Below are 13,650 nucleotides of genomic sequence, written 5' to 3'. Positions count from 1 at the left end.
CTAAGTGTTTTGCAGGGATGACTATATAGCTTGGCGGCTGCCCATTTGGAATAAGTGTCGACGAAGGTCTGCTGGTAAATCCGTCCCACGCCCTTGAGGGTGCCGACGTAAAAGGTATCCTGACTACCGAGATAGCCGGGATGAGCGGTCTCGATCACGCCATGGGCAACATCATCGTCCTGTTTCTTCTCCAGTATCACGAGAAAAACCCATCACCTTGCAGGCGCGGGATACATTGCCAAGCTCGGCTGCCAGATTAAGCAGACCGATCTTGTGTTTGATGATTTTCTGGTGAAAACTACTCATGGGATTACTCCTTTGCGCTTTCGCGCTTGGTTGATAAAGTTTCGCACCTCTATCAAACCGAGTAATCCCACCCTTTGGCAAGACCTTATTGTCAGATCAAGTTTGCGGCCTGTTGAAGAACCTCTGATACTACGTTGAGTTGATAATAAAATAGACTTCACTATCGACCACCGGTAAAGATCAATGCAAGGCAAACAAACGCATCAACGGGAATTATTCTCGACGATAGATCTGAGAGCTTTATTCCCAAAGATCATTTATTAAGGAAGGTCGATAAGCTACTGGATTTGGAGTTTTGTATGGCCTGACCGAAGAACTCTACTGCGTAGACAATGGACGAACCTCCATTGATCCCGTATTGTTTTTCGGATGCAGCTGATCAGTTACTTGTTTGGGATTGAGTCTGACCGTCAGCTTTGCCGTGATGTTCACCTGAATCTGGCATATCGTTGGTTTTGCCGGATTCCCCTATACCAGTCTGTACCTCACCACTCCTCATTAACCCGTATACGAGACAGAATGGGAGAATCCAGATACCAGCAAATATTTAAACTGATGTTGCTGCAATGGCAAAAGCAGGGTCGATTCACCGGCAAGCAGATTGTTGTTGATGCGACGCTCGTGAAGGCTAATGCCTCCATGGATTCCCTGGTAAAGCGCGAGAATGCTGATCCTAATGCCAGAGTTTTAAAGCAGTATGAGAAGCGGTATCATGATTTTCAGCATGGAAAACGCAAACGCCGAGTGGCTAATCAGACTCATGTCAGTGCCTCAGACCCAGATGCCACTATGGTCTATCGTAAAGGTACTGATGGTGGTCTTAAGTACAAGGTTCACTATAGTGCTGATGTAAAGACACGGATTATTACTGATTGTTATACCACGACGGGCTCTACTCATGAGGGCCCCATACTCCCTGACAGAATCGACTATTTATGTAATGAGATGGGTTTTGATGTTCAAGAAGTGATTGCTGATCGTGGATATGGTCGGGGGCCAACTTATAGTGCGTTTAGGCAACGCAAGATACGCACTTATATACCGCTGCACGATGCCCGTCTTGGCAAAGGCAAACTTACGCCCACTGAGTTCAGGTATCACAGTGAGACTGATCGATACCAATGTCCAGAGGGGTATTTTCTCTACCCTTATGAGAAATTGGATAACGGGATGATCAAACGATACCGAATCACTGGCGGGCACTGTCGCCAGTGCCCCAGGCGAGCAGATTGCTTACCCGAGTCGGCCAAAACAGGGCTCGGTTTGTCTATCGAAGTCCACATCAGCATGAAATTGACAAGGTTCGTGTACGGCAAGAAACCAGAGCTTTTATCAGCAAGATGATATTGCGCAAATGGACGATCGAAGGATTATTCGCTGAAGCCAAGCAGTTTCACGGACTAAGACGTGCCCGTTACCGGGGATTACAGAAAGTATCGATTCAGGCTCTGATGACCGCAATGGCCCAAAACATTAAGCGAATCGTCAAGCAATCGCCAAGTATTTATTGGCTTTTGAAAAAATATCTGTCTCTCCGAGAAGAAATATTGAAAGTACAAAATTATCTAAATTACTTTAGACGCATACCAAAATTTTTTCCACATGAAGCAGTCTCGGCATAAAACTGGCTTTTTCAACAGGCCGCAAACTTGATCTGACAATAAGGTCTTGCCAAAGGGTGGGATTACTCGGTTTGATAGAGGTGCGAAACTTTATCAACCAAGCGCGAAAGCGCAAAGGAGTAATCCCATGAGTAGTTTTCACCAGAAAATCATCAAACACAAGATCGGTCTGCTTAATCTGGCAGCCGAGCTTGGCAATGTATCCCGCGCCTGCAAGGTGATGGGTTTTTCTCGTGATACTGGAGAAGAAACAGGACGATGATGTTGCCCATGGCGTGATCGAGACCGCTCATCCCGGCTATCTCGGTAGTCAGGATACCTTTTACGTCGGCACCCTCAAGGGCGTGGGACGGATTTACCAGCAGACCTTCGTCGACACTTATTCCAAATGGGCAGCCGCCAAGCTATATACCACCAAAACACCTATCACATCGGCTGATTTGCTCAATGACCGGGTACTGCCGTTCTTCACCGAGCAAAGTATGGGCGTCATCCGTATCCTGACCGACCGCGGTACCGAATATTGCGGCAAGCTGGAGAATCACGATTACCAGCTCTATCTGGCACTCAATGACATTGAGCATTCTAAAACGAAAGCCAACCATCCGCAGACCAACGGTATTTGCGAGCGTTTCCACAAAACCATCTTGCAGGAGTTCTACCAGGTAGCTTTCCGGCGCAAGATTTACCACTCTATTGAAGAGTTACAGTACGATCTGGATGACTGGATGGTGTATTACAACAGCACGCGTACTCACCAGGGCAAGATGTGCTGTGGGCGCACGCCAATGCAAACTTTAATTGTCGATTCCATTATTTCTGCCTTGGTATGCCGCATTCGGATGGCTGCTTTGTCAAAGCCTATCCGACCGAAGATACTGAATCCTTTCTGGATGGGCATGTTGCTGCTTTTGCATTTTTGGGTGGGGTGCCACAATCGATCCTATACGACAACACCAAAATTGCAGTGGCCAAGATACTGGGTGATGAAGAGCGTCAGCGTACCAAGGCGTTCAGTGAACTGCAAAATCATTACTTGTTTGAAGATAAGTTTGGGCGGCCTGGCCGTGGCAATGACAAGGGGAATGTTGAAGGCATGGCTTCGATCACGCCTTCGTCATTCTTACTGCTGGCCCGGTAATAGAGTAACGATCTCGCCATCCGGATCGCCCGGCAGGCCTGACGGGAGGATAACTCATGTTCCGCAGTCATAAACTGAACTATCTCAACCTTTTTCGCCGGGGCTATAGCTTTTTTGTGACAACATCCTGCAGCGCATTGTGCATGAGTGCCAGCTCAGCACACATCTTCTTGAGCTTGGCGTTCTCGGCTTGAAGTTCCTTCAGATGCCTGAGTTGCGATGCATCCATAATACCACCCGTAAGCGGATTTCCATTTGTAGTATGTCGCATCACTGATGCCGTACTTGCGACAGGTCTCGTTGACTTTGGCACCTAGCTCAACTTCCCTGAGCAAGGCAGTGATTTGCTGTTCACTGTACTTCGATTTCTTCATCATAGAGCTCCTTTGGTTAAGAAAACTCTACTTTAAGTTGGATCAAATTTCCGAGGCGATTACACACCCTCTAAGTGTATGCTTTGGTTTCATTCCCGCCAGAGGTATTTCCTGACGGGAATGACATTTCTCTAGAGCTTATTGACGAACAATCTTCCTCAATAAGTCACTAGCGCTGCGGTACTTACCGTGGATAAATTATCTTCAGCATCAAAGGCCTTAACTGTGTAACTATAAAGAGTTCCCTTGGCGGTACCTGTAATGACATCATTAAACTTATTTGTCGTAGTTACACCGATTTTTGTCCCATTCCGATATATGTTGTATCCTGCAACCCCTACATTATCCGAGGATGCACCCCACGTTAATGCAACGCCGGCAGCAGTCGTATATTTTGATATTTTCGCAGCGACTGAAGAAGGTATAGTTGGAGCTACGGTATCGAAATTGTAGCAAGACATTCCCTCACCGCATGGAAAACCATTCCATATTTGCAGCCCTGTTGTGTGATTATCCACTGTTGCATGCCCACCACTATAAGGATTGCTGATAAATATTCGGGTTATAGGAAGCTTATAATCCCCCATATTTGGTCCATGGTGATCAACAATCACCTCACCGTCAATCGCCACCCAGAAGCGTCCGTCACTACCACCTGACCGATGCCAGTAAACCTCAAATTTGGACCATTTATCAATTGGTATTGGTGCAATGCGGTTAGTCTCAATCCAATAATCAACCGGTGTAAATGGGCCATTGGCAACATTATCACCCTTCGTGAGCCAATAAAGCTTACCATCACCTCCCTTCACGACATAAACCGTGATGCGGTAATCACCCATCCACGTATTGTTGTAACCTCCTGTTTTGAACTCAAAATGGGCACGCCAATTTCCCCCAGGAACTGTAGCATCTAGCTGTGTTTCCAAATCTGCTTGATATCTGAACCAATAGGTAATGTACAAGTCATTAACGTCGCCAATTTTCCAAGGCCTGTTGATTAAAAATGGAGCCTGTGTACCACCCGCACCTACCGGCAATTTTATTTTCACTTGCTGAGAAAGCTCATTGATCAAATCTCCCTTTGGTCCGGTAACAGGTATGATTTGATTGGTTATATAGTTTCCAATCGTTGAAGAAGTAATAGGATCGACAGTAATCAATTGAACTCCGGAAAAATCCGAACCCAATGCAGAAACCGGCCAGGTATAACCAGTTTCTTTGTCTGTACCGTTAACAGCTTGCCATGCGCCATTAGTACTAAAGTTGTAGAGCGGACCAAGTGAAATACCGGAGCCAAGGTTCGATCGAAAAAGTAAGTTAGCTGCGTGAGCTGTTGTAGCAACAAAGCTAATAGTGATAAGGATCAATAACATGAAAACCATCATGTTAATCCTGGATTGAGTGATACTATTCATATTGGATTTATTTATTCGTATTAGTTTGCTATTTAATACTGGCAAACCATTTGCGTGTAATACTGGATCAATAATATTCATTTTAGGTTCCTCCTTAGAGTTAAAAGGACGGAACTGCGTGGATATGCATGTATCAACATTATTTCATTCGATACTTGTCGAATCACAAGTGTGATTAAGACGGGTGCGTTATCTGGCAGTCCTGCCATCCTGGGGTATTTACCCTTTAGATCAGTGACTTTGCGTCCCCTGCTTTCGCAGAGTTTGCCTTTTTCATATTGCTACAGCATTACTGAAGCACAAAATATGCCAACTTAAGGTTCAAAAAAATACTATGACTAACCAGCAATCATTTATATCGCAGATAAGTAAAATGCTGTCGTAGCCTTGTCGAAAATTTGAGCGAACTCTTCGATAACATCTGTAGTCACCTCGGAAATTTGATCCAATTTAAAGTAGAGTTTTCTTAACCAAAAGGAGCTCTATGATGAAGAAATCGAAGTACAGTGAACAGCAAATCATTGCCTTGCTCAGGGAAGTTGAGCTAGTAACCTAAGTGCAACCCACACTAGACAAAATCGTCACAAGATATGGTTAAATTTCGATTTCACTAAACTGCATTGACCTATGACAGAGAGTACACGGCGGCACGATCTATCGGATTCGGCTTGGGCGCTTCTTGAGGCGCATTTGCCTGGTCAAAGCGAGCAATGGAGCGGCATCGCCAAAGATAACCGGCAGTTCATCAATGCAGTGTTTTGGATTTTGCGCACGGGGGCGCCCTGGCAGGATTTGCCCGTGAGCTACGGTGACTGGAAGAACACGCACCGCAGATTCTGTCGTTGGCGCGACCGGGGTGTTTGGGAGGCGCTGCTTGAACAACTCATTGATGACCCCGATTTTGAGTGGTTGATGATTGATGCAAGCCATTGCAAGGTACATCCGCATGCTGCTGGAGCGCGTGGAGGCAATCAGGGGATGAGTCGTACAAAAGGGGGCTCAACACCAAGGTACATCTGGCCGTGGATGCGCATGGTATGCCGGTCAGAATCATTGCTACAGAAGCTACCCGTGCAGATTGCACACAAGTTCAAGGACTCATTGCCGGCATCCTGGCCTAGCACCTGATTGCCGACAAGGGTTACGATAGTGATGCCATCGTCGAGCAAGCGCAATCTCAGGGCATGCAGGTGGTGATCCCGCCACGAAAAAATAGAAAGGGACAGCGCAAATATGACAAACACCTGTACCGGCAACGCCACCTCGTCGAGAATACGTTTCTTGCGCTTAAACAGTGGCGCGGCATCGCTACCCGCTACGCCAAGAACCTCTCTTCCTTCCTTGCTGCCGTCCAGATCCATTGCCTTGCACTCTGGTTAAATACTCGTGACGACACTATCTAGTAATTTCCTTGTTAACCCTGAGCGGTATGCCATGTGTATTTGGAACCAAATGCATAAGTGACATTTTTTGTTAGCTAATGACACGATATGTCAATGATAGTTAAATTACCTCCGACAAAGCCGGAGGCTTATTGGGTGAACGCCTCAAAGGCGTCCTAAACCATGAGCCGCCCAAGGCGGCTAAACATCTAACTTCATTTGGTCGTAGCGTTCATCCTCTTGCTCTTGGTTGCGGATATATGATTTTATCGTCCCATACCTCCTTTGCGACAATTAAAGTTTGCATTGGCGTGCGCCCACAGCACATCTTGCCCTGGTGAGTACGCGTGCTGTTGTAATACACCATCCAGTCATCCAGATCGTACTGTAACTCTTCAATAGAGTGGTAAATCTTGCGCCGGAAAGCTACCTGGTAGAACTCCTGCAAGATGGTTTTGTGGAAACGCTCGCAAATACCGTTGGTCTGCGGATGGTTGGCTTTCGTTTTAGAATGCTCAATGTCATTGAGTGCCAGATAGAGCTGGTAATCGTGATTCTCCAGCTTGCCGCAATATTCGGTACCGCGGTCGGTCAGGATACGGATGACGCCCATACTTTGCTCGGTGAAGAACGGCAGTACCCGGTCATTGAGCAAATCAGCCGATGTGATAGGTGTTTTGGTGGTATATAGCTTGGCGGCTGCCCATTTGGAATAAGTGTCGACGAAGGTCTGCTGGTAAATCCGTCCCACGCCCTTGAGGGTGCCGACGTAAAAGGTATCCTGACTACCGAGATAGCCGGGATGAGCGGTCTCGATCACGCCATGGGCAACATCATCGTCCTGTTTCTTCTCCAGTATCACGAGAAAAACCCATCACCTTGCAGGCGCGGGATACATTGCCAAGCTCGGCTGCCAGATTAAGCAGACCGATCTTGTGTTTGATGATTTTCTGGTGAAAACTACTCATGGGATTACTCCTTTGCGCTTTCGCGCTTGGTTGATAAAGTTTCGCACCTCTATCAAACCGAGTAATCCCACCCTTTGGCAAGACCTTATTGTCAGATCAAGTTTGCGGCCTGTTGAAGAACCTCTGATACTACGTTGAGTTGATAATAAAATAGACTTCACTATCGACCACCGGTAAAGATCAATGCAAGGCAAACAAACGCATCAACGGGAATTATTCTCGACGATAGATCTAGAGAGCTTTATTCCCAAAGATCATTTATTAAGGAAGGTCGATAAGCTACTGGATTTGGAGTTTTTGTATGGCCTGACCGAAGAACTCTACTGCGTAGACAATGGACGAACCTCCATTGATCCCGTATTGTTTTTTCGGATGCAGCTGATCAGTTACTTGTTTGGGATTGAGTCTGACCGTCAGCTTTGCCGTGATGTTCACCTGAATCTGGCATATCGTTGGTTTTGCCGGATTCCCCTATACCAGTCTGTACCTCACCACTCCTCATTAACCCGTATACGAGACAGAATGGGAGAATCCAGATACCAGCAAATATTTAAACTGATGTTGCTGCAATGGCAAAAGCAGGGTCGATTCACCGGCAAGCAGATTGTTGTTGATGCGACGCTCGTGAAGGCTAATGCCTCCATGGATTCCCTGGTAAAGCGCGAGAATGCTGATCCTAATGCCAGAGTTTTAAAGCAGTATGAGAAGCGGTATCATGATTTTCAGCATGGAAAACGCAAACGCCGAGTGGCTAATCAGACTCATGTCAGTGCCTCAGACCCAGATGCCACTATGGTCTATCGTAAAGGTACTGATGGTGGTCTTAAGTACAAGGTTCACTATAGTGCTGATGTAAAGACACGGATTATTACTGATTGTTATACCACGACGGGCTCTACTCATGAGGGCCCCATACTCCCTGACAGAATCGACTATTTATGTAATGAGATGGGTTTTGATGTTCAAGAAGTGATTGCTGATCGTGGATATGGTCGGGGGCCAACTTATAGTGCGTTTAGGCAACGCAAGATACGCACTTATATACCGCTGCACGATGCCCGTCTTGGCAAAGGCAAACTTACGCCCACTGAGTTCAGGTATCACAGTGAGACTGATCGATACCAATGTCCAGAGGGGTATTTTCTCTACCCTTATGAGAAATTGGATAACGGGATGATCAAACGATACCGAATCACTGGCGGGCACTGTCGCCAGTGCCCCAGGCGAGCAGATTGCTTACCCGAGTCGGCCAAAAACAGGGCTCGGTTTGTCTATCGAAGTCCACATCAGCATGAAATTGACAAGGTTCGTGTACGGCAAGAAACCAGAGCTTTTATCAGCAAGATGATATTGCGCAAATGGACGATCGAAGGATTATTCGCTGAAGCCAAGCAGTTTCACGGACTAAGACGTGCCCGTTACCGGGGATTACAGAAAGTATCGATTCAGGCTCTGATGACCGCAATGGCCCAAAACATTAAGCGAATCGTCAAGCAATCGCCAAGTATTTATTGGCTTTTGAAAAAATATCTGTCTCTCCGAGAAGAAATATTGAAAGTACAAAATTATCTAAATTACTTTAGACGCATACCAAAATTTTTTCCACATGAAGCAGTCTCGGCATAAAACTGGCTTTTTCAACAGGCCGTCTGAATTACTACATATTAGTATCTATTTTAATAGGTCAATCGCTGTTTCTCTCCTGCAAATTACCGGTTCAAATCCTTCTTAATCTGAGTAGTAGAAATTTCCGGTGTGCGGGATAAGTACACCACTTCGCAACCTTCTTCTTGCAGAAAGTCAAATTTTCCTTTCCAGTCATCACCGATCGCGAATACATCGGCATGGTATTTATGTATGTCGCTGCGCTTCTGATCCCAGCTTTCCTCGCGAATAACCAGATCTACATAGCGGACAGCTTCTAGCAGCTGTTTACGCTTTTCGTAATCGAAATAGCACTTTTTGTGTTTCTCATCCCAATTGAACTCGTCGGTGGATAAACCAACGATCAGATAATCGCCCATGGCCTTTACCCGGCGTAGTAAGTTGATGTGCCCGTAATGTAGAAGATCAAACGTGCCGTATGTAATCAATCGTTTCATAATTTCCGCAATCCCTTAGCATTTGTTCAGTTTCATCCGGATTCTCGCTTTGATATGCCGCATCATGCTGCGAGCACTAACATACGCTTCTTCACTCCAGGTACCATTGCGCCAAATCTCTTCCTTTTTTTTACGCAACCCTTTGAGAGCTTCCATAGCGTCAGAGCGGTACGGATAGAAATATAGTTCCGTGATGCGCTTCAGTTCGCTCCTATCGCTGTCATACCGGTCACGTTCCAGCAGATTATAGCGTTCCTGCGGGTCCCACTCCAGATCATAAAGTTCTTCGGTACGGTTGTGTTTATTATAAATGTATTTATAGCGCTGTCCGATAACGGCCAGCCTTCGGTTCGGTTGGCAGTAATACAAGGTATCCGTCAGCACATAATCATGTTTCGGGATTTTCTTCTCCAGAATAATATCCATCAGATCGGTGTGAGAAGTGATTCTCTCCACCTTCTTTAACCCATCAATGCGAGGCGTGATCAATGGCACATGGCATGTCAGATCATATACATGAAAGCCGTAAGCCATGATGTTCTTGTGTAGATTCATATGACCGTGATCCGCTGTAATGTAAATGGATTCATCACCGTATTTCTTCCGTACGAATCCGAGAATTTCGTCAAAGATGTCAATGTCATCGCCGTAACTGCACCGGCCGCGCAGCACATGCGGTAGATGCATCCAGATAAACTGCTTTGGTGCGGGTGGAATGCTGTTCAACTCGTTATAGATCAGCTGTTTCGTTTTTTCCAGCAGAGCATCGTTGCGCTCCAAGGTAAAGTCATTCGGGCGCTGGATAGCGCAGGTCTGCTGTATCTCCAGTACATGAACATGGGTTTTACTCTCATCGCCGAAGCAACGCACATAAGGCCATGCGCCGGTCATATAATCCGGTGACCAGAGAATATGACAATCATAGCCCTCGGCCTGCAAGCGACTGAAAATTGTTTCAAACTGCGTGGGCTGCACATAGGTGTAAAACTTACGATCCGTAAATTCATAAGGGTTTTTGCCAGTCAGCATCGCGCTGAATGCCATAGAAGTAGAAGTGGCTGCCGTATAGTGACGGAGGAATTCGGTCCCTTTTTCGGCCATTTCATCAAAATTGGGAGTTTCCCAATAACGGTTGCCGTAGCGTGGAAAATTTTCCATGCTCATGGCATCCTTGGAATAAAGCAAAATCGTATTCTGCATTGGCTAAGCAATCTTTTTTCCGAAACAATCAAAAATTATTATTTCTTCAGCTCTTAGTGGGAAACGGAAGTAAGTGGAACCGAATTCTGATATTCTTTTTTTACAGGATATAACCTGGATTTCTCAGTGGAGCAACAACACCGTAAAAGGAGAAAAAACGTCAAACAGGTAATCGTATAGCGATAATGTTATATCACCAGAAGTTAAGGAATGCAAATAGCGAAGTATAAAGGTACTACTGAAGCATACTAAATTTCTCGGGGTGCCAAAAAGTATGCCAGTTTGATACCCGTAGGCGCGATTAGCATAAAGTAAAAGATATTCAGTGGAACTAAATATGGAAATTCGACGTGTCGTAAGTAAAGATGGAAAGCAGGGGTAAATGTTATTTTGGTATTCACCACAAGACTAGCAAATTGGTGTGATAATAAGGAGCGCGGCAAGATTTCCAACGCAAGACAAAGAGAACTGGATAGCTGGGTGATTTTTGCAATACTGGAAAAACTCACCAAGCAAAAATTTTTACGAGAAAAGCTTTTGTGGAGACTTTGCTCGATAGGGAAGCGAATTAGGGTAGTAAAAATTGAATCAAATCTAGTCTTGCAGAAGCCCATTCAATTCGGTAACTGGATGACTAGACATGAACTCGTACAGTTATAGCGATGCCGCTATTTCTCAATCTTCATCAATTTCAAATTGTCAAAAGACTCTAGTATTATTATGGTCGAATATTATTCAGAGAATTTGGAATGAAACTTTCAATCATAATTAAAGCATTTAATGAAGAAGCATTGGTTGCAAGTTGCCTTGAGACTGCGTTGACAGAGGTACTAAAAATTGGTGGTGAAGTGATTCTGGTTGACTCACTATCTACTGACAGAACGGTAGAAATTGCAAGGCGTTATCCTATTCGAATTGTCCAGTTTTTACATAAAATAGATTGCGGGTGTGCATCCGCCGTTCAACTTGGTTATCAGTATGCGTTAGGTGAATATATTTATGTACTGGACGGAGATATGGAATTACAAGCTGGATTTCTATCCGTGGCATTAAATTACCTAGAATCAAATCCTGATGTGGCTGGTGTGGGAGGAAAACTGCTGGACTCAAGCATTAACACTTGGGCCGATAAACGACGTGCTTCGGAGGCAGAGGCACTGCAACAAATAAAAGATGTATTAGAACTTGGCGGTGGTGGCCTTTATCGCCGCAAGGCGATCGAATCTGTCGGTTATCTTGCGCATCGATGGCTTCCTGCTTGTGAAGAAGCTGAGCTTGGTGTTCGCTTGCGGGCTCAAGGGTGGCGCCTCGTTCGACTTCCAGAAGCTGCTGTAATCCATACCGGTTATTCTGAAAGTACTTCTCAGATGCTGCTTCGGTTGTGGCGGAATCGCCGATTACATGCCTATGGTATGTATCTTAGATCAGCTTTCGGGCATCCATGGTGGTGGTTAAGCGTGCATCAGGCATGGTTTGTTTTTGCTGCACCTGTTCTTCATATTATTGCTGGCATACTTGCAGTGATAGTGATCAATATAAAAGTGATTACGATTGTACCAGCACTGATCATTGCCGAATTTCTTGTTTGGCTGGGGGGTATTACAGTACTGGCAATAAGGAAGAGAAGTATTGCTAATGCGATTCTTTCCGTATATGGATGGAATTTCTTTGCATTAGCTGCTGCTCTTGGCGCTATGCATTCTATTCCCGATCCGACAATTCCGATTGATGCACAAGAGATTACTAATCACCATATTGCGCAGTAATAATTGCTGGATGGGTAGTATAAATCCCAATCGAAATTTATGAGGGTGATAATCCATATATGCATTGTGACGAAGAAAGATTTATTTGAAACAATATGTTGTTTTTAAAGAAATCGCTATTTCTCAGCAGCTCCTCTTGCCGATTATGAAAACTTATTGGAAAGTTCTTATCGATAATCTTGTACAAGTCCGAGATGCTTGACGCTACTTGGTTGTATCGATATATTTCATTTTTACTGAACTCATATACTTAGCAGTGATTACTATCGCACTACTTGGACCTTCGTTAACTACAGTGAGTGGTGTCAGTACTCATTTGAATCAGCTCTTTTATTCATCTTTGGCTAAAAAGTTTAATCTATTGCATTTTCAGGTCGGGAGTGAAGGGCGAAATGAATCTGGAATATCTAAGCTATTACGTTTCATATTTAGTCCAATTCACTTCTTCTGGTGGTTAATTCTGAATAGACCGCAAATTGTTCATTTGAACACTTCGCTTGAATCTAAAAGCTATTGGCGTGATGCTGCTTATCTGTTTATTGCGCGGATTATGGGTAAAAAAATTGTATATCAGGTACATGGTGGGGAATTACCACAAAAATTCTTTAGCAATAGCAAATTTTTAACCAAATTTCTTCGATTTATATTGCGTTCTGCTGACATTGTAGTGTTACTCTCACAAGAAGAGCTATCGGCATATCGCGAATTTGCACCTAATTTGCATTTAGAGGTAATCCCGAATGCAATCGATGTAAGCGAAGATGCAGAATGGAAATGTGTAATACCAACTCAAGATAGACCATTAAAGTTGGCTTATGTAGGTCGGCTTGTTAGAAGTAAAGGCATTTTTGAAATAATAGGGGCATCAAAAATCTTATGTGATCATGGCAAGAATATTCAGCTTGTGATTGCCGGATCGGGTCCAGAGGAGGCTAATCTGCATGCATATGTGCAGGATTTTGGTCTTGTGGATAATGTCAGCTTTGTCGGTGCAGTTTTTGGTGAAGAAAAGAAACAGGTATGGGAGCAGGCTGATCTGTTCGTATTTCCGACGTATCATCCGGAAGGCTTACCTTATACTTTGTTGGAAAGTATGGCGGCTCGTACTCCACCTGTTATCAGCCCGGTTGGCGCTATACCCGATGTAATAAAAGATGGTGTGCATGGTATCTTTGTTCCATCTCGAAATCCGCAGGTACTGGCTGATACTATTGAACAGTTGGACAACAACAGGGAATTAATTTGCCGCATGGGTGAAGCGGGTAGGCAACGAGTAGTGGATTATTATACGGTTACCAGGCTGGCCAAGGATTTTCACCGGGTATATCATAACCTCATGAGCTAAAGTTAGCTTCTCGCATTAATACGCAA

9 protein-coding genes, 5 pseudogenes and 1 riboswitch are annotated in these 13,650 nt (G+C 44.8%); of the genes and pseudogenes, 8 read left to right on the top strand and 6 right to left on the bottom strand.

The window, feature by feature from the left end:
• Positions 1-20: 20 nt before the first annotated feature.
• Positions 21-306, bottom strand: a pseudogene (locus HRU78_10545) (transposase).
• Positions 307-675: 369 nt separating this feature from the next.
• Between HRU78_10545 and HRU78_10540 the strand changes: the two are divergent.
• The 4 genes and pseudogenes from HRU78_10540 to HRU78_10525 all read left to right on the top strand — a co-directional run bounded on the left by HRU78_10540 (position 676) and on the right by HRU78_10525 (position 3,027).
• Complete coding sequence (locus HRU78_10540; GenBank protein QOJ24026.1) at positions 676-1,650, top strand: transposase; 975 nt, start codon at positions 676-678, stop codon at positions 1,648-1,650.
• Positions 1,536-1,928: a transposase gene (locus HRU78_10535; protein ID QOJ24025.1), complete on the top strand. Its 393-nt coding sequence runs from the start codon at positions 1,536-1,538 to the stop codon at positions 1,926-1,928. The genes HRU78_10540 and HRU78_10535 overlap by 115 nt, the downstream gene beginning before the upstream one ends.
• A 127-nt stretch (positions 1,929-2,055) precedes the next feature.
• A pseudogene (locus HRU78_10530) lies at positions 2,056-2,731 on the top strand (transposase).
• Between the two features lie 2 nt (positions 2,732-2,733).
• Positions 2,734-3,027, top strand: a pseudogene (locus HRU78_10525) (transposase).
• A gap of 197 nt (positions 3,028-3,224) precedes the next feature.
• Here the strand turns inward: HRU78_10525 and HRU78_10520 are convergent.
• Both HRU78_10520 and HRU78_10515 read right to left on the bottom strand, forming a co-directional pair.
• On the bottom strand, positions 3,225-3,446 hold the full coding sequence (locus tag HRU78_10520) for a transposase (protein QOJ24024.1): 222 nt from the start codon (positions 3,444-3,446) through the stop codon (positions 3,225-3,227).
• 155 nt (positions 3,447-3,601) lie between these two features.
• A complete protein-coding gene (locus HRU78_10515; GenBank protein QOJ24023.1) occupies positions 3,602-4,942 on the bottom strand; it encodes a hypothetical protein in 1,341 nt (446 codons plus the stop codon).
• Positions 4,943-5,053: 111 nt separating this feature from the next.
• A riboswitch (cyclic di-GMP riboswitch) is annotated at positions 5,054-5,140 on the bottom strand.
• A gap of 348 nt (positions 5,141-5,488) precedes the next feature.
• On the opposite strand from HRU78_10515, the pseudogene HRU78_10510 reads away from it, so the two are divergent.
• Positions 5,489-6,264, top strand: a pseudogene (locus tag HRU78_10510) (IS5 family transposase).
• Between the two features lie 211 nt (positions 6,265-6,475).
• Here the strand turns inward: HRU78_10510 and HRU78_10505 are convergent.
• Positions 6,476-7,211 (bottom strand): annotated as a pseudogene (locus HRU78_10505) (transposase).
• 183 nt (positions 7,212-7,394) lie between these two features.
• Here HRU78_10505 and HRU78_10500 point away from each other — a divergent pair.
• Positions 7,395-8,837 (top strand): IS1182 family transposase, encoded by a 1,443-nt coding sequence (locus tag HRU78_10500; GenBank protein QOJ24022.1) that lies wholly within the window; start codon positions 7,395-7,397, stop codon positions 8,835-8,837.
• Positions 8,838-8,920: 83 nt separating this feature from the next.
• Here HRU78_10500 and tagD read toward each other — a convergent pair whose 3' ends face one another.
• Both tagD and HRU78_10490 read right to left on the bottom strand, forming a co-directional pair.
• Positions 8,921-9,313 carry a glycerol-3-phosphate cytidylyltransferase gene (gene tagD / locus HRU78_10495; GenBank protein QOJ24021.1) on the bottom strand — a complete coding sequence of 131 codons (393 nt, stop codon included), beginning with the start codon at positions 9,311-9,313 and terminating at the stop codon, positions 8,921-8,923.
• Between the two features lie 15 nt (positions 9,314-9,328).
• Positions 9,329-10,513, bottom strand: coding sequence for a sulfatase-like hydrolase/transferase (locus HRU78_10490; GenBank protein QOJ24020.1), 1,185 nt, complete (start codon positions 10,511-10,513; stop codon positions 9,329-9,331).
• Between the two features lie 749 nt (positions 10,514-11,262).
• On the opposite strand from HRU78_10490, the gene HRU78_10485 reads away from it, so the two are divergent.
• Both HRU78_10485 and HRU78_10480 read left to right on the top strand, forming a co-directional pair.
• The gene (locus HRU78_10485) at positions 11,263-12,279 is read left to right on the top strand and encodes a glycosyltransferase (protein QOJ24019.1); all 1,017 of its coding nucleotides are present in this window, start codon (positions 11,263-11,265) and stop codon (positions 12,277-12,279) included.
• A 256-nt stretch (positions 12,280-12,535) separates the two neighbouring features.
• Complete coding sequence (locus HRU78_10480) at positions 12,536-13,624, top strand: glycosyltransferase family 4 protein (GenBank protein ID QOJ24018.1); 1,089 nt, start codon at positions 12,536-12,538, stop codon at positions 13,622-13,624.
• The last annotated feature ends 26 nt before the right edge of the window (positions 13,625-13,650 follow it).

The sequence above is a fragment of the Gammaproteobacteria bacterium genome (genome assembly GCA_015709635.1).
In the GTDB taxonomy this organism is placed as follows: Bacteria; Pseudomonadota; Gammaproteobacteria; order Burkholderiales; family Nitrosomonadaceae; genus Nitrosomonas.
The sequence above is the reverse complement of the archived record's forward strand: the minus strand, read 5'-3'. Positions and strand labels throughout refer to the sequence as shown.